The following is a 16670-nucleotide window of genomic DNA, read 5'->3' as shown; positions in this document are numbered from 1 at the left end:
GTCTTCAACTTGATGGAGGTGTCACAAGACCTCTTTGTTGGAAGAAGCAAATTTGGAAGTTTTTGGACCAAGTGTCATCGAAAATGTCATCATGTCAGCAATCAGTGCATGACACAACAAGCCCAGTATTTATGAGATCTAGACGGCTTTTTTAGAGGTGTCTTCAACTTTTTACAGAAAAAGTTTCTATGAAAAAAATACCCTAAAAGGGCCTTTATTACTGTAGAAGAAAAGATTTGTAAAATCTGAAGACACTAAGGCACCACTTAATTGCCCTCCTATCCGATTTGTGGAACAACCAACAGCATTCCGCGTCTAAATAAAAATCGATTAGGGGAGGTAATAAACAACAGGTAGGGGCTTTTGGCTCACCCTCCCCTTTCTCCAAAATTCAACTTTTTGAAGGTTCAAAAGAAAATATTTCTATCTGTCCGTTGGCTCATCTTGAAGAGATCGGTTCTGTAGCTATTAGCTAATCCTAGTGTCATTCTTCTAACAAGATTTTGAATACTACAACCACAGGAAGTGACCCATACAGATCACCAAACTCTCCTTACTAAAACTTTGCATTCAAATCATTCTCAGATTCGTTTGGTAAAACACTGCCTGCCCATAGAACATCTCCATAGTGCAGACTATGAATGATAAACCCTTCAACCAGCAGTGAGGCCTCCATCTGCTAGAAAAACCCCACCATTGCAGAAAGTGGATTCATCCGAAGCAAGGAAAAGTGCGAATTGAGCAATCTCCACATCAGTTCCGTATCTGCCCATTGGAATCTTACTTTTGACAAAATCTTCAACCTCCGTTGGGTTGACAGGGTTTATTTGTTTGTGAAGTGATTCCATCATCCGGTTTGCAATTGGACCTGGTGCAAGAACGTTGAAACGGACACCACTTGAACCAAATTCAATGCAGGCAGTTTTGATCATTCCACAGACTGCGTGCTTGCTAGCAGCATATGGACACTGACCACTTGAACCAACTACGCCGGCACCCGAAGATATGGCTATGAATGAACCTTTTTTTTGCCCAGTCATTATCGGAGTAGCATGCTTCATCAGCAACCATACTCCTGTAACATTGACTTCGAGCGTGTAGCTAAAGTCTTCTACTGTGTAGTCTGTCAATGACTGAATAACCCCTTCAGTTCCTGCATTTGCAACTACAGCGTCCAAAGATCCAAATTCTTCATTCGTTTTGTTGATCGCGGAAGCAACAGAACTTTCGTCTCTGGCTTCGTATTCAATGTAGAGTGTATTTTCATCAGTGCCTAATTCAGTTTGCAGCTCCTCCAATTTATTTTTGTCTCTGCCTAAAAGTGCCAATTTGGCACCATTACTTTTAAATAGCTTTGCTGTTTCCTTACCTATACTTCCTGTTGCACCTGTAACAACAACACTCTTATCTTTTAACCTCATACGCATTCACATCTTGTTAATTCCAAGTCTACTATTTATCTAGATAACACCGAGCATCTAGAAGGTTGAAAAACTGATCTACTTCTAAAGCAAACCAGTTTTCAACTCAAGTATTGTGTTGATGGTAGAGGGTGAACCTAATAGGTTTCCAATTGATTACGCACCCATCGCTCCAAGCATTGCCTGCTTCAGATGACCTCGCTTCAGGTGACTATAGCGCATCGTCATCTGCGGTGTCCTGTGACCAAGTATCTCTGCCACAAGTCTCAAATCCATACCATTACGGACCATATAACTGGCTGCTGAATGCCGCAAATCATGATATCGGAAATTCACGATTTCAGACTTCCGTAAGACTGACTCCCAACGTTTTCTGAATTCCAAAGGTTTCTGAGGGTTTGTTGAAGAGGGAAACAATAGTGAAGTATGCAGCAGTCGATGTTTACGATGATACTCTCTCAATAGATCTAATGCCTGCCCAATAACGGGAACAGATCGAATGTCTCCGTCCTTTGTCTCATGAAAGGTTAGATATCCCTCTGCCATATCGACATTTTCCCAGCGTAACGACCAGATTTCATCTCTTCTCGCACCTGTAGCCAAAGAGAGTACGACAGCAAGATGAAGTTGAGGGGAGTTGTCTTTGCAGGCTGCAATTAATTTTTCATGTTCTTGATCGCCAAGAAAGCGTGTCCGGCCTCTGGGCTCAGTAAGCTTCTTTATTTTTCTGCAAGGATTTTCTTCAAGAATCTGTTGCTCAACCGCATAGGAACAGCAAGAACTCAATTCAGCTAGATAGCGGTTGCATGTTGCAGCTGATCTTTTACCTCTTGTGGAATCCTCATTCTGAAGGATTTTTCTCTGTTGAACGATCAAAGCAGGAATTAATTGACGCAGAGTAAACTGCCCAACCCGATCTCGAAACCAATAAAGCTGATTGGAATAGCTGGAACGAGATGACAGACACATTTTACTTACAATGTCCTCAAGATAGTTACTAATTATCAAAGCTATTGTTTGACGATCTGCATCAAGAGAGAGCAAACAACCTTGTTTGATCTTTACCTCTTGTTGTCTGGCCCAATCAGTTGCATCAGCCTTTCTTTCGAAACTTTTACTTAGAGGAGGATTACCTTTGATGCGAATCTCCACTCGAAAGATCTTTTTACCATTTTTACGTAGGCGTTCAGTCACCGTTGCCATTTCATCTCCTGAGTATTTTCTTCTCAGTGAGGCAAACAAATTTGCCAGAAGGGAGCGTTCCTATTAGAACCTATGATTCAAAATCATAGAGTCAATAACCTTAACTATCAGTATTTCTAAGTGAAGGTAATTGGTCAGATGCTCTTAGGCGCAATTTGGGCGCACTGATGTAGAAATAAAGTGAAATTTCCAGGCGCAATTTAGACGCACTAGGAATCCAATTTATGTGGAGATGAGTCTAAATATATATTTGGAGTTTCCCGCACAGCTAGACTTTTTGCGGGTTTTAGAGAATGTGATAGATGTACCCAGATTCTCAGGGCTCGAGCGAGCATCTGTTAATCATTGGGTCGCTGGTTCGAGTCCAGCTTGGGGAACCAGTCGAAAGCCTACCTCACTCATGCCTAATCAAAACTCCACTTTCTCGCTGATCGTTTTCATCTGATCTATCCTGTAAGTCTCAATCTTTATTGCCCTTCCACTTTCTACTGCGCTACTTCTTCGAGGCTTTGAATCCACTCCCAGAGTTGAAGTCCACCCATCTCAATGATTGCCACTAAAGCTAGTACAATCCCGATGACGACCGCACTTGTGATCAAGGGTTGATGATTTCCACTCTCATTATTTTCCCCTTCGGTCTCATTTGGTCTAACTGGTTCCATGAGTTACCTGCTCTCTGTGGTTTGAAATTGTGAACCCAATATGATTTTGAATCGCTAACTCTGAAGATTTGATCAAATAATTCCACTTTATTGGGTATGCGTATTTTGGATAGAAACAAGTCCCGAATGAACCTCACCGATACCCAATAGCGCTTGATCTACCTTGATCGATTTGTAGAAATTTAATTTTTTGAGAAAGCTCGGTAATCATGGCACTTGCACATCTTGGCAGTTCTCAGGAAATTTGTTAGCTTTACATTTTTTCCCAACCTCGCAGCAAACGTTCAGAATGTCATCGCCCGAACCTGTCCGCTCCACTCACTTCATTCGCAATATCATCCAGGAAGACCTCCAATCCGGCAAGCATCAAGAAATTGTCACACGATTTCCTCCCGAACCAAATGGCTATCTCCACATCGGGCACGCCAAGTCGATTTTTCTGAATTTTGGCCTAGTGCAGGAATTCCCTGGACACTGCTTCATGCGTTTTGATGACACGAATCCCATCAATGAGGATGAGGAGTATGTGCAAGCAATCCTCGAAGACGTGCGCTGGCTAGGCTTTGACTGGCAAGATTGGTTGACCCATGCCTCCGACTACTTCCAAAGATTGTATGACTTCGCTGAGGATTTAATCCATCAGGGTAAGGCCTATGTGGATAGCCAATCGCAGGAAAGCATTCGGAAACAGCGTGGGACTCTCACTGAACCAGGAACGGTGAGCCCTTTTCGTGAGCGCTCCACAGCAGAGAATTTAGAATTATTTCGTAGGATGAAATCAGGTGAATTTGAAGACGGGGCCCATGTCCTTCGTGCCAAGATCGATATGGCTTCCCCGAACATCAACCTGCGTGATCCAGTAATTTATCGCATCCGCAAGGTGACTCATCAGCGAACAGGAAACGAATGGTGCCTCTACCCGATGTACGATTACACGCATTGCCTCTCTGATGCTCTCGAAGGCATCACCCATTCTCTCTGCACTCTCGAGTTTGAGGATCATCGGCCTCTCTATGACTGGGTGTTGGACCAACTGGACGTGCCTTGTCACCCTCGTCAGATCGAATTCAGTCGCCTAAACCTACAATACACTGTGCTCAGCAAACGGCGCTTGATTCAGCTCGTTGAAGAAGGTCACGTCTCTGATTGGGATGACCCACGCATGCCCACCATCTCAGGCTTGCGACGGCGGGGATACACCCCCGAAAGTCTGAAACTGTTTGCCGAACGTATTGGCATCTCCAAGGCTGAAAACAACATCTACATGAGCGTCTTGGAAGACTGTATCCGTGAAGATCTGGACTCCAAGGCCCCCAGAGCCATGGCGGTCCTGCGTCCGCTGAAGGTTGTTCTCCTTAACTGTCCAGAAGATCAGGAAGAGGAGTTGGATGCCCCAGTTCATCAGCAATTTCCGGATCGTGGACGACGGCCTATCCCTATGAGTCGTGAAATTTTTATCGAAGAGGATGATTTCGACGAAGATCCACCGGAGGGCTTCCATCGGTTGGTTCCAGGTGGAGAAGTGCGTCTGCGAAACGCCTACGTCATTCGTTGTGAAGAAGTCATCAAGGATGCTTCCGGTAAGGTCATCGAGCTTCGTTGCATCTACGACCCCAACACCAGCCGAGGACGGAAACCGGAGGGACGCAAGGTTAAGGGAATCATTCACTGGGTCTCTGCTGCCCATGCCATCCAAGCTGAGATCCGACTTTATGATCGTTTATTCTCCCAACCCACACCGGGAAGTGATTACCCAGACAAGAACTTCCTGCTCGACCTCAATCCCAACTCGATGGAGATCCTCTCACAAGCCTGGCTGGAACCCAATTTGATAAACACTGAAGTAGGAATGGCCTATCAATTCGAACGGCTTGGCTACTTCTGTCTCGATTCTCGGGACTCCAAAACAGATTCCTTGGTCTTCAATCGCATCGTCACTTTGCGTGATTCTTGGGGAGGTAAGTGAGTTGAGCTTTGGTTTTATGCTAACACTTCCTTGAAAATCCGACCTCTTGTTGCTGACGATCTGCCTCAGATTCAGCAGATTTACGCCCACCATGTATTGCATGGAACCGGATCTTGGGAATGGGAACCCCCCAGCCTTGCGGAGATAACCGACCGGGCCCAATCTGTTCACGAAAAGGGTCTGCCCTACCTTGTTGCGGAAGTCACAGAACAAATTGCGGGTTATGCCTACGCGAGCCCCTATCGTCCTCGGGCAGGTGATCGCTTCACCCTGGAAGATTCAGTTTATCTTCATCCTGAATTCAGCAAACAGGGTATTGGGCTGCAGCTCCTGCAGGAGCTACAGCCTCAGTGTGGAGCCTTGGGCTATCGGGAGATGATCGCCGTGATCGGAGACTCGGCCAACCACGCTTCCATTCGGTTGCATGAGCGGGCTGGCTTCATTGAGGTGGGGGTGTTTCACAACATCGGTTTCAAGTTTAGACGCTTCCTGGATTCCGTTTATATGCAGGCTCAGCTGAAAGCATCGGGAACCACTCTATTGCACCCATCCATTATCCCCTGATTTATTTCCCCTCAAAGGATTTGTCTGAGTTGGTCTAAAAACCTCGTTCATTTGCAAATAAATTTGGATTCAACGCAGTCTAAAAACCCTCGCCCAACTAAGATTGGAGGGGGGACTACGTCAGTGGTGGGTGACTGATTTGCAGACGACTCAACAATTGGACAGCGTCTGCAATTCTCCGGCACTGAGCTCGACGACAGGCAGAATTTCCTTAAGTTGCTGAAGGTTACGAGCCGAGGCAATCGGAGTGGCGACTGTAGGCTGAGCGCGCAACCAGGCCAAGGCCACTGCCGAAACTGTAGTTTGATGTTGCTGGGCTAGTTCATCCAGCTTAGTTAATAGGTTCCAGCCACGAGCATTTTGGTAGCCAGCCACTCCTCCAGAGCGTACAGAATTGACGTTTTTCCCTGGTCGATACTTGCCTGTCAAAAAGCCACGAGCCAAGCCAAAGTAAGGTAATTGACTGAGCGAATTTTTGGATAGTGTGGGCTGAAGGGAGGTTTCATAGTCTCTCTCTAGCAAATTGTAGTGATCCTGGGCAGCCACATAGCCAACCAGCCCTGCTTTTTTGGCAATGTCGAGTGATTCCTGTAGGCGAGGAGCCGTAAAGTTTGAAGCAGCGATGTAGCGCACCTTTCCCTCCTGAACCAGCGAATCAAAAGCCCCCAGGGTCTCTTCAATCGGGGTCTTCGGGTCATCCTCGTGAGCATAGTACAAGTCGATGTAATCTGTTTGAAGTCGCTGCAGCGACTCCTCACAAGCGGCACGGATGTTCTGTGCTGACAACCCACGGTGTTTGTCCATTTTGGCAACCTTAGTAGCAATCACCAAGGAGCTGCGGTCTCCTCTAGCCTTGAGCAAGTTACCAATGATCCTCTCTGATTCTCCACCCACGTGTCCGTTGCCCCATTGTGAGTACATATCAGCTGTATCAATGAAGTTTCCCCCATTATCAATGAAGTGACTGAGCACTGCCTCTGAATTGGTGACATCAGCGGTCCAGCCAAAGACGTTTCCGCCAAGACAGAGCGATGAGATTTTTAGATCGGTGTTTGCAAGATTGATCATGGTTGAGACTTTCTGATGAAGAAACCTGTCTTCTGATCCTGGTAGCCAAGTGAAAACGAGCGACAACGGAACTTTTCCCAGGTGAATTTTCAATGCCCAAGATTCCTAGCCCAGCTCTAAAAAATCTGCCAGTGAAAGCTTCAGCATTGCACAATCGAAGATTTCTCACTTACAGCAGTTCGGCTACCTTCACTGCAAGAGAAAGTAGCCAGTTTTCATCCCTCTCTATCCCTTGCAGTAATACCCTGAGCTGGATGATTCTCAGGCTAAGGATTGGCAAAAGCGGAGCCAGTAACAAATCCTTGATCCGTAAAACCCTCCAAAAACGCAATCACAGCATCAGTTTCCTGCTGGTTGGCCCAGAAAGGTCGGATCAGCTCAAACTTGAGTGGACTCTCAGTACCATCTCCAGCATCCTACGTAACGCTCTCTTCATTGACATTCAAAGTGAGCATTGCCAAAAACCAGGCATGATCTGTTGAAGCAAACGTTTTTTTACAAAGACCAAGATTGCGTTTGCTCTCAGACTTCCTTACAACCATCAACTCTACAACAAACTGACTCTTGCGTGGAGGAGGAACTGGAGAAGAGGAACCAGGTACAAACTCACCGTTTTGAGAAGACTGGATTTAGTCTGTGTTCCCTGAATGCTGAGTGGACGGTTGTTGTAAAAAAACTGGCTGGCTATCAAAAATCGGATTAGAAGTCGGTAAGTAATCTGAAGATTCACAATGGATGTGAAGTGGCCACCGTGTCAAGCTGTGAAGTAGCAGGGAAGCGGAAACTACATTACTGATTTAGGGAGTTCGCAGCTCCACATGCTAAAGAATGTTTTCTCCAGAAATCTCTGAACTGACCCAACCTGTAAAAGGAATGATCATGAAGAATACACTGAAACTAGCGACTGGCCTGATGCTGGGAGCGGTCTTTGCGGGCTCCGTCTCTGCAAAGACGCTGGTCTATTGCTCCGAAGGATCCCCAGAAGGTTTTGATCCAGCTCTCTACACTGCTGGAACAACTTTTGATGCTTCATCGCATCCAATCTACAATCGACTGGCTGAATTTGAAGTCGGTACCACAAACGTCATTCCTGGGTTGGCAGAACGCTGGGAAGCCTCAAACGATGGCCTTTCCTACACTTTTTATCTAAGAAAGGGAGTAGCATTCCATTCAAATAAGAACTTCACGCCTTCTCGAGATTTCAATGCAGACGATGTGATTTTCTCCTTTGAGCGCCAGCGATTGGAAAGCCATCCCTACCATAAGGTCTCTGGTGGAACCTGGGAATACTTTGGCGGGATGGATATGCCTTCGCTGATCAAGTCAGTCGAAAAGGTGAATGACTATACCATCCGGTTCAACCTGAACCGACCTGAAGCTCCCTTCATTGCCAACATGGCGATGGACTTTGCATCCATTCTCTCAGCAGAGTATGGCGATAAAATGATTTCAGCTGGAACGCCAGAGATGCTGAACCAGGCCCCAATTGGAACAGGTCCTTTCCAGTTTGTAGGATACCAAAAAGATGCTGTAATCCGTTACAAGACAAACAAAGGCTATTGGCGAGGAGCTTCCAGACTAGACAACTTGGTTTTTGCGATCACTCCGGACAACTCAGTGCGCTACCAGAAGCTAAAGGCTGGGGAATGCCACGTAATGCCCTATCCAAACCCAGCAGACATTGACGCAATGAAAGCTGATCCATCCATCACAATGATGGAGCAGGAAGGCCTGAACGTTGGTTATCTTGCCTATAACTCGACCCAGAAGCCATTTGACAATCCAAAAGTCCGCAAGGCTTTGAACATGGCGATCGACAAGAAAGCAATCATCGATGTGGTCTTCCAGGGGTCTGGTCAAGCAGCTAAGAATCCAATTCCCCCAACCATGTGGTCCTACAATAATTCGATTCAGGATGACCCCTACGATCCAGATGGAGCGAAGAAGATGTTGGCTGCTGAAGGAGTCAGCGATCTGAGTATGAAGGTTTGGGCGATGCCGGTGCAACGTCCCTACAATCCCAATGCACGGCGAATGGCTGAGTTAATCCAGGCAGACTTTGCCAAAATTGGGGTGAACGTGGAGATCATTAGCTACGAGTGGGGTGAGTATCTCAGCCGTTCAAGGGCATTGGATCGTGATGGTGCAATTCTATTGGGCTGGACCGGAGACAACGGGGATCCTGATAACTTCCTTGCTGTCTTATTGGGTTGTGCTGGAGTGGAAAAATCCAATCGGGCGCAGTGGTGTCACAAGCCTTTTGATGATCTGATCCAGAAGGCCAAGATAACTACGGACGTAAAAGAGCGCACTCGTCTATACCAGGAAGCTCAAGTGATCTTCAAGGACCAGGCTCCCTGGGCGACGATCGCACATTCCGTCGTTTTCATGCCGATGCGCAGTGAAGTGAAGGGCTACAAGGTTCATCCCTTGGGTGGCCACATCTTCTATGGCGTCGACATCGCCAACTAATCCACAAACAGGCAGAGCTTTTGGGCTCTGCCTCCTCTCCATCAAGGAGATCCCTTGACCGATCGATACCTACCATTTCGCCAAGTTGCCAAAGATCTTGGCGTCGAAGCTGTGGCGCTGGTGCCTGGCTGTAATTTTGAGCGTCTTTATCGCAAGAGCTTCTCCAGTCACGAACGTCCACTGGTTGTGTTCATTCCAGCACAGGGAGATCCTGCTGCGTTGGTGCCCAACCTAGAGTTGCGTTCCTTTGATCTGCTCAACTTTGAGGGAGCAGTGTTTGACTGGCGAGATCAAACAGGCTATCAAGGTGCTTTTGAAGCCTTAGCCGCTCACCTGCCGATGCAATCTGTGGCCGTGGAAGGGCAGGTGATGAGAGTGTTCGTTCACCATGCGATGGTCAAAGCATGGCCTCAACTGACTATCGTGGATGCTGAAAAACAAATCTCTGGTTTACGGCTTCGCAAAAATGCTGAAGAAGTCGAAGCCCTGGAGCAGGCCATCCGAATTTCACAGAATGCTCTGGCAGACGTCATCAAAAAGGTCCGTCCCGGATTAACTGAGACCGAAGTTGAGACGCAATTGGTGCAAGCGCTTTTTGCAAATGGCGCAAAGGAGCAGTCCTTTCGACCAATTGTCGCGGCTGGTGAGAATTCAGCTCGACCTCATGCCCACGCCCGACCCGACTACCAGATCCAAGCTGGTGACGCTTTGCTGATTGACTTTGGGGCTCGTTGGAGTGGTCTCTGCGCTGATATCACGAGGACTTTTTTTGTAGGACACGCCACTGACGAAGCTCAGGAAGTCTACCAGACCGTTCTGAATGCGAACCAAGCTGGTCATGCCCTCACTTCTCCAAAAGTGACCGCACACCAAGTGGATGATGAGGTCACCTCTTTATTGGAAGCTTCCTTGTATGCAGACCGAATTCGCACCAAGACTGGTCATGGATTAGGTCGCGCAGTTCATGAAGATCCCTATATCATGCGTGGTAATCACCAGCAGTTGGATACTGGAATGGTCTTCACGATTGAACCTGGTCTGTACCGAGTGGCTCCCGACGGCTTTGGTGTCCGTATCGAGGATGATGTTTTGGTCACCGAAGATGGTTGCCGATCCTTGACTAACTTCTCCCGAAGCCTGACCGTGATTGGCTGATGCTCCGCTACCTGCTCTCCAAGCTGCTGACCTTCCTGCCGACTTTTTTTGGGGTAACCCTGATCTCCTTCTCCTTCATTCGTGTGCTTCCCGGCGATCCGATCATCGTGATGGCTGGTGAGCGAGGGTTGAGTGACGAACGCTACCAGGAGTTGCTCAAGCAGTTCGGCTTTGACCGTCCCTTGATGGAGCAATACTTCGATTATCTCTCCGGAGTAATGCAAGGCGATCTTGGTCAAAGCTTTGTTACCAAGCGTCCAGTCTGGGATGAATTTTTCGCATTGTTTCCTGCCACGCTGGAGCTTTCTGTTTGTGCCATGATCTTTGCGTTGCTGCTGGGCTTGCCAGCTGGGATCATCGCAGCTGTCAATCGGGGAAAACTGTTCGATCGTCTGTTGATGTCATCAGCCCTGATCGGCTATTCGATGCCAATCTTTTGGTGGGCCTTGCTGCTGATCATCCTGATGTCCGGCTGGTTGGGGCTGACACCTGTTTCTGGACGAATCAGCCTGCTTTACTTCTTTGAGGATCCAACCGGCTTCATGATCTGATGCACTAAGGTCTGAAGAATCAGGAGCCCTAGGTTCAGCGCTGAATCACTTGATTCTGCCAACCATCGTACTAGGAACGATTCCACTGGCGGTGATTGCCAGGCAGACCAGATCTGCGATGCTGGAAGTGCTTTCTGAAGACTACATCCGAACCGCCAAAGCCAAGGGACTGGCTCCCTTTCGGATCAACGGAATTCATGCGCTGCGCAATGCAATGATTCCGGTGATCACAGTGATTGGGCTCTCTGTCGGAACATTGCTGGCAGGAGCCATCCTCACTGAGACCATATTCAGCTGGCCAGGAATTGGGAAGTGGATGGTCGATTCTATCTTCCGTCGAGATTATCAAGTAGTCCAGGGAGGCTTGTTACTGATTGCTGTGATGGTAATGATCGTCAACCTGTCGGTCGATGTGCTTTATGGCCTGATCAACCCAAAAATCCGGAAGCGCTGATGAATACGGTCGCCCAAGCTGCGGAGCGTCCAGGACGGTTTCAAGAATTTTGGTTTTACTTCCAAGAAAACCGAGGTGCTGTCTTTGGGCTCTGGATTTTTGGGCTCTTTGTTGTCGTTGCACTATTGGCTGATTGGATTGCCCCCTATGACCCCACCGTTCAGTATCGAGAGCATCTGCTCCAACCTCCATTCTGGCAGGAAGGGGGCAGTCTGGCTTTCCCCTTGGGAACAGACGCAGTGGGAAGGGATATGCTCTCAAGACTACTATACGGAGCACGCTACTCCTTTTACGTGGGAATCGTGGTCGTAACGGTATCGGCAGCTGGGGGCATTGTGGTGGGGTTGCTCTCAGGTTTTGCTCCCAAATGGCTAGACACGATCCTGATGCGGGTGATGGATATCATTCTCGCTTTTCCTTCCCTGCTGCTAGCGTTGGTGCTGGTTGCAATTCTAGGCCCCTCGCTGACCAACGCAATGATCGCAATTGCGATTGTTCTGCAACCCCACTACGTCAGGCTAACCCGTTCCTCAGTACTTGCAGAGCGTTCCAAGGACTACGTGACTGCTGCCAAGGTCACTGGTGCCAAGCTGCCACGGCTGATGTTCATCACAGTCCTCCCAAACTGCCTCTCGCCAATCATTGTTCAGGCAGCCTTGTCCTTCTCCACTGCAATTTTAGATGCTGCTGCCCTCGGTTTTCTGGGGATGGGCGCACAACCTCCAACTCCTGAATGGGGAACGATGCTGGCCGAAGCTCGAGAGTTTATTCTGCGAGCCTGGTGGGTGGTAACTTTCCCTGGCTTAGCGATTCTGATTACCGTACTGGCAATCAATCTGATGGGAGACGGACTGAGGGATGCCCTCGACCCTAAGTTACGGAGGAGTTGAGGGATGTCCCTGCTCGAAATTCGCAACCTATCTGTTGATTTTGCTACTTCGTCGGGTGCTTTCCGAGCTGTCGATGCAGTCGATGTGACGATTGAACGGGGCGAGATTCTAGCAATTGTGGGAGAGTCTGGTTCTGGGAAATCTGTCGCGATGCTTGCTGTGATGGGACTCCTTCCCTGGACAGCAACCATCACCGCAGATCAGCTAATTTTCGACGGAAGGGACCTGCGACAACTCAACCCCAAGCAACGGCAGCAACTGATCGGCAAGGACCTGGCGATGATTTTTCAGGAGCCAATGTCTTCGCTGAATCCCTGCTTTACAGTTGGATTCCAACTCAAGGAAGCCTTGTGTCAGCATCTTGGTCTTAATCGAAAGGAGAGGCAGCAGCGCGCAGTCGAGATCTTCGAGATGGTTGGCATCCCAGCACCAGTAGAGCGTTTGCGCCTATTCCCCCATCAGCTCTCTGGAGGAATGAATCAACGGGTGATGATTGCGATGGCTATCGCCTGCAACCCTAAACTCCTGATTGCTGATGAGCCGACCACGGCATTGGATGTGACGATTCAAGCTCAGATTCTGGACTTGCTTGGTGATTTGCAGAAAAACTTTGGAATGGCCTTGATTCTAATCACCCATGACATGGGAGTCGTTGCGGAAACAGCTGAACGGGTGCAGGTGCATTACGCAGGACAGAAAGTAGAAGAGCAACCCGTCTCATCCTTGTTTGAAACTCCACGACACCCCTACACAGCTGCCTTGTTGGCGGCGCTCCCAGAACGTGCGTCCGGTAGGCACCTGCTGACGATTCCAGGAGTCGTACCGGGTCAATTTGATCGGCCGGCAGGTTGTCTCTTTTCACCGCGATGCCAGTCCGCCAATCAGAAATGCCAGGAAACAAAACCCACTCCCCTAGGGGTCGAAGCTGCTTTTGCCCGCTGTCACTTTCCCCTAGCGATTGAGGGGGTTGTCAAATGAACACGGATACCGTCGTGGTGGGCCAGGGGCTCTCTCGACATTATGAAGTCAAGAATCACCTGTTCAGTCCACCAAAGATCACTCAAGCATTGACGGAGGCCAACTTCCATCTGCAAGCTGGTAAGACTCTCGCGGTAGTGGGGGAATCGGGTTGTGGAAAATCAACCTTGGCACGATTGGTGACGATGATTGAGAAACCCACAGCAGGGGCATTGGAAATCAACGGTGAGCCAGCTACTCCGGAAAGTTGGGGTCGTTTGCGCAACAGCGTTCAGATTGTCTTTCAGGATCCCTACGGTTCCTTGAACCCACGACAACGGATTGGTTCGATTTTAGAAGAACCGCTGAAGATCAATCGCCTGGAGTTATCTGCATCCGAGCGGACGAAGCTAGCACAAGAGATGATGCAGCGGGTAGGTCTGCGACCAGAACACTTCGACCGCTATCCTCACATGTTTTCAGGGGGTCAACGCCAGCGGATTGCTGTGGCCCGGGCACTGATGCTCAATCCCAAGGTGCTGGTACTTGATGAGCCCGTCTCTGCCTTGGATCTCTCCATTCAGAGCCAGATTTTGAACCTGTTGATCGACCTCCAGGATCAGCTTGGTCTGGCGTACCTGTTCATTAGTCATGATCTATCTGTGGTGCGTCACATGGCTGATGAGGTCATCGTCATGTATCTAGGGCGACCCGTGGAACACGGCACCAAGGACGACATCTTCCAACGTCCCCAACACCCTTACACCAAAGCTCTGCTATCAGCAACGCCGATTGCTGATCCAAAAACCAAGAAACAACGCATCAAGCTCGAAGGAGAGCTTCCCTCCCCACTCGATCTTCCACCCGGCTGTGCCTTTGCCCCTAGATGTTGGAAAGCGCAAGATCGCTGCCGTCAAGAACGTCCGCTCCTACCAGAAAAAATTCCTGCCGCCGCTTGTTTCTTTCCAGAGGAAGTAGAACTGAGCTAACCTTCCAAATTCAACATAATCTGATCACCGGTAGGAACCATCATCGAATTTGATGACCCCGCATCTCTCCAAAGGCTGATGTCTTTGTGTCATTTTAATGACTTGATCAGTGTTTTTACGGGCTTAGTTGCTGAATGAGGTTGTGATACTTTAATTTTACTGAAGAATTAACTCGTTTCATTAGTCAACTGAATGTTTGGCTTTTCCGCACCCCATTATCTTTTTTTGTAGTTGTTATCTTGCTGTTGTCAGCTCAAAGTGAGGCGCAAGGCATCATTTCAAATGTGAGAGAGTTGAGTTGGCTGGGATTTAGAGAAACGCAGGCTAGTTTTTCAATTCAGAATCACGATCTTGTGGTTGAATTGGATGGCTTTCAACAGAAATTGACTTTTTGGCAGAACCAATGCCAAAACAAACCTGTTCAGTGCGCTACACCTGATCAATCAGGAGTTTTCAATCATGGGAGGGCAGAGCAACAAGCAAACCTACGATTCGGAGTATCGCAGTCTCAGCCTTCTTTATTCATTTGGTTATGACTGGTTGATAGCTGATTTTCTTCATATTCAGCCCCATGCAGCCTATGGCCTTGGGCAAAGCAGCTTCCGCTTGGCTGACACGGCTAAAGACGTGACTCAAAGAGCTTTTTTCAAAAAAACAGGGCTCACAGACATCGGAGCCTACGGGGCCAACATCCTCCTTGAGATCTTCAAACGATTCTGGATCGGTTTTCTCAAAATTATTTCCTGGAAAATCGGTCATTTACCTATGACGGTTTAGGCAAGACTGAACTCCAACTCGAAAAGAGCAGCATATTGCTGCTGATCTGGAACTGGAACCCAGTCTCTTCGTCGATAAAACTTCCTGTTGAATTCATTCGCCTAGAGGATCTGGAGGGTTGAGCAGCCCGACCATTTTACTATTCACTAGGTATTGATTGGACATTCGCTAATTTTTTCTATCTTCAACCCTTTGTTGCTCATGGGTTGGGTTACGAAAATTTTCAACTGAGCCATACGGCATCAGATGGAACTCAACGGACTTTTCCGAAGATGGAAGGGATCACTGACTTGGAATCTATGGAGTTAATTTTATTCTGGAGATATCTGGCAAACTGTGGCTAGGGTTGGCCCAAAACTATTTTGGGGAGAGCCGAGCCTTCAACTATGAAAATCTAGGCCAGACACGCTTGGAACCAGCCGCAAGTACAACGCTCATGCTTGTTTGGAATTGGGAGAGAGTTCCCATCACTCCTATCGACCCGAGGGCGAGTTTTTTTAACTTTTAAGCAACCAATTTCAACTTGTGATTCTAAGTGCTTCATTGACTTCCTTCTGACAATTCTGCCAAATTCTTCCTGTTTTTTGGTTCTCCTACGCCAAACCAACGTCAATTTCTGATGATCACACTTTTCGGTAAGAATTTGGGATTAATTTGTTCTAAATGAACCAGAAAGTCTAGATTCTCAACTGAAGAATGAGAATTCATTGCGAATTTTTATCAGATTATGTTAGGAAATAAGAAATATGTTACATTATTTAGACAAAATATATTTTTCTTACAATGATTCTCAGCAATTCAATAAATTAGATCAGCATCATCCTAAATCCCAGTTGCCCAGGCTAGAAGATCAAATCCACAGTTTGAAGAGAGGTATGGCGAAAGTAGGAATGAGCAATAAAGTTGCTGGAATATTCAAGAAGTGAGGACCAATCCTGCTCCTCATCAGTCTTTGTAGGCTGCCAGTTGGTTGCTTTATACCTGATGATCTGGAAACTATTGCTGCTGCGAGCACCATTTCTCCACCCCTGCTCCTGGCATTAGCCTCTCCAAAACTTCAGCAAGCGTAAGCGAAACTCTTAGCACAGACAGGTTTACGGTCAAGTTGGACTCAGGACCTGAGAGCAATATCATGACTAATCTTTCTGATAATGACACTGGTGAAGCTACTATCTCTGCAAATAAACTCACATTTACTACGAGTAACTGGTCAGCAGTTCAAACGGTCACGGTCACTGGGGTAGATGACAACTTTGCAGATGGTTCCCAAACAATGTTGATTACAGTCTCCGTAGATAACTCCTCCGACGCCACCTACGCTTCCCTAGATAATCAGACAGTGACCGTTACCAATTTAGATGCTTTTGAATCACTGGGATCAACATTACAGAGACAAACAGTTCTACCTCCGTTACTGAATCTGGAGCCACAGACAATCTGAGTATTGCTCTCAATAGTGAACCCTTAGCAAATGTTGTACTGAGCATTGCCTCTTCAGATACTGGAGAAGCTACCGTATCGCCAAGTTCCTTAACTTTTAC

General features: G+C 47.7%; 14 protein-coding genes and 1 pseudogene. 11 read left to right on the top strand and 4 right to left on the bottom strand.

All coding sequences use genetic code 11. The features are described 5' to 3' along the window. Window positions 1–653: 653 nt before the first annotated feature. The 3 genes from P8O70_20470 to P8O70_20460 all read right to left on the bottom strand — a co-directional run bounded on the left by P8O70_20470 (window position 654) and on the right by P8O70_20460 (window position 3286). Window positions 654–1421, bottom strand: a complete 768-nt coding sequence (locus tag P8O70_20470) for an SDR family NAD(P)-dependent oxidoreductase (protein MDG2199215.1) — start codon at window positions 1419–1421, stop codon at window positions 654–656. 156 nt (window positions 1422–1577) lie between these two features. Continuing rightward, a complete protein-coding gene (locus P8O70_20465; GenBank protein MDG2199214.1) occupies window positions 1578–2624 on the bottom strand; it encodes a site-specific integrase in 1047 nt (348 codons plus the stop codon). A gap of 485 nt (window positions 2625–3109) precedes the next feature. Beyond that, complete coding sequence (locus P8O70_20460; protein MDG2199213.1) at window positions 3110–3286, bottom strand: hypothetical protein; 177 nt, start codon at window positions 3284–3286, stop codon at window positions 3110–3112. A 289-nt stretch (window positions 3287–3575) separates the two neighbouring features. Between P8O70_20460 and P8O70_20455 the strand changes: the two genes are divergently transcribed. Beyond that, complete coding sequence (locus P8O70_20455; GenBank protein ID MDG2199212.1) at window positions 3576–5252, top strand: glutamine--tRNA ligase/YqeY domain fusion protein; 1677 nt, start codon at window positions 3576–3578, stop codon at window positions 5250–5252. 30 nt (window positions 5253–5282) lie between these two features. Continuing rightward, window positions 5283–5816, top strand: a complete 534-nt coding sequence (locus P8O70_20450) for a GNAT family N-acetyltransferase (protein ID MDG2199211.1) — start codon at window positions 5283–5285, stop codon at window positions 5814–5816. Window positions 5817–5966: 150 nt separating this feature from the next. Here the strand turns inward: P8O70_20450 and P8O70_20445 are convergent, their stop codons facing one another. Next, the gene (locus tag P8O70_20445) at window positions 5967–6884 is read right to left on the bottom strand and encodes an aldo/keto reductase (GenBank protein ID MDG2199210.1); all 918 of its coding nucleotides are present in this window, start codon (window positions 6882–6884) and stop codon (window positions 5967–5969) included. Between the two features lie 92 nt (window positions 6885–6976). Here P8O70_20445 and P8O70_20440 point away from each other — a divergent pair, with 92 nt between their 5' ends. From P8O70_20440 to P8O70_20400, 9 genes and pseudogenes are all read left to right on the top strand, one after another. Continuing rightward, the gene (locus P8O70_20440; protein ID MDG2199209.1) at window positions 6977–7366 is read left to right on the top strand and encodes a hypothetical protein; all 390 of its coding nucleotides are present in this window, start codon (window positions 6977–6979) and stop codon (window positions 7364–7366) included. Between the two features lie 397 nt (window positions 7367–7763). Further along, window positions 7764–9356 carry an ABC transporter substrate-binding protein gene (locus tag P8O70_20435; GenBank protein MDG2199208.1) on the top strand — a complete coding sequence of 531 codons (1593 nt, stop codon included), beginning with the start codon at window positions 7764–7766 and terminating at the stop codon, window positions 9354–9356. A 54-nt stretch (window positions 9357–9410) separates the two neighbouring features. Next, on the top strand, window positions 9411–10511 hold the full coding sequence (locus tag P8O70_20430; GenBank protein ID MDG2199207.1) for a Xaa-Pro peptidase family protein: 1101 nt from the start codon (window positions 9411–9413) through the stop codon (window positions 10509–10511). Then, a pseudogene (locus tag P8O70_20425) lies at window positions 10511–11516 on the top strand (ABC transporter permease subunit). The gene P8O70_20430 and the pseudogene P8O70_20425 overlap by 1 nt, the downstream one beginning before the upstream one ends. Continuing rightward, window positions 11516–12406: an ABC transporter permease subunit gene (locus tag P8O70_20420; GenBank protein ID MDG2199206.1), complete on the top strand. Its 891-nt coding sequence runs from the start codon at window positions 11516–11518 to the stop codon at window positions 12404–12406. The pseudogene P8O70_20425 and the gene P8O70_20420 overlap by 1 nt, the downstream one beginning before the upstream one ends. Window positions 12407–12409: 3 nt before the next feature. Continuing rightward, window positions 12410–13384 (top strand): ABC transporter ATP-binding protein, encoded by a 975-nt coding sequence (locus P8O70_20415; protein MDG2199205.1) that lies wholly within the window; start codon window positions 12410–12412, stop codon window positions 13382–13384. Then, a complete protein-coding gene (locus tag P8O70_20410) occupies window positions 13381–14352 on the top strand; it encodes a dipeptide ABC transporter ATP-binding protein (protein MDG2199204.1) in 972 nt (323 codons plus the stop codon). Before P8O70_20415 ends, P8O70_20410 begins: the two co-directional genes overlap by 4 nt. Window positions 14353–14811: 459 nt before the next feature. Next, complete coding sequence (locus P8O70_20405) at window positions 14812–15129, top strand: hypothetical protein (GenBank protein MDG2199203.1); 318 nt, start codon at window positions 14812–14814, stop codon at window positions 15127–15129. Between the two features lie 1132 nt (window positions 15130–16261). Further along, window positions 16262–16570 (top strand): hypothetical protein, encoded by a 309-nt coding sequence (locus P8O70_20400; protein ID MDG2199202.1) that lies wholly within the window; start codon window positions 16262–16264, stop codon window positions 16568–16570. The last annotated feature ends 100 nt before the right edge of the window (window positions 16571–16670 follow it).

The sequence above is a fragment of the SAR324 cluster bacterium genome (assembly GCA_029245725.1).
GTDB lineage: Bacteria > SAR324 > SAR324 > SAR324 > NAC60-12 > JCVI-SCAAA005.
This window is presented reverse-complemented; position numbering and strand designations above follow the sequence as displayed.

What these genes read in the sequence shown, in the direction of transcription:
- P8O70_20445 (MDG2199210.1), bottom strand. Translation starts at nt 6,884, where the DNA reads ATGATCAATCTTGCAAACACCGATCTAAAAATCTCATCGCTCTGTCTT.
- P8O70_20440 (MDG2199209.1), top strand. Translation starts at nt 6,977, where the DNA reads ATGCCCAAGATTCCTAGCCCAGCTCTAAAAAATCTGCCAGTGAAAGCT.
- P8O70_20415 (MDG2199205.1), top strand. Translation starts at nt 12,410, where the DNA reads ATGTCCCTGCTCGAAATTCGCAACCTATCTGTTGATTTTGCTACTTCG.
- P8O70_20465 (MDG2199214.1), bottom strand. Translation starts at nt 2,624, where the DNA reads ATGGCAACGGTGACTGAACGCCTACGTAAAAATGGTAAAAAGATCTTT.
- P8O70_20405 (MDG2199203.1), top strand. Translation starts at nt 14,812, where the DNA reads ATGGGAGGGCAGAGCAACAAGCAAACCTACGATTCGGAGTATCGCAGT.
- P8O70_20435 (MDG2199208.1), top strand. Translation starts at nt 7,764, where the DNA reads ATGAAGAATACACTGAAACTAGCGACTGGCCTGATGCTGGGAGCGGTC.
- P8O70_20420 (MDG2199206.1), top strand. Translation starts at nt 11,516, where the DNA reads ATGAATACGGTCGCCCAAGCTGCGGAGCGTCCAGGACGGTTTCAAGAA.
- P8O70_20460 (MDG2199213.1), bottom strand. Translation starts at nt 3,286, where the DNA reads ATGGAACCAGTTAGACCAAATGAGACCGAAGGGGAAAATAATGAGAGT.
- P8O70_20470 (MDG2199215.1), bottom strand. Translation starts at nt 1,421, where the DNA reads ATGAGGTTAAAAGATAAGAGTGTTGTTGTTACAGGTGCAACAGGAAGT.
- P8O70_20455 (MDG2199212.1), top strand. Translation starts at nt 3,576, where the DNA reads ATGTCATCGCCCGAACCTGTCCGCTCCACTCACTTCATTCGCAATATC.
- P8O70_20410 (MDG2199204.1), top strand. Translation starts at nt 13,381, where the DNA reads ATGAACACGGATACCGTCGTGGTGGGCCAGGGGCTCTCTCGACATTAT.
- P8O70_20400 (MDG2199202.1), top strand. Translation starts at nt 16,262, where the DNA reads ATGACTAATCTTTCTGATAATGACACTGGTGAAGCTACTATCTCTGCA.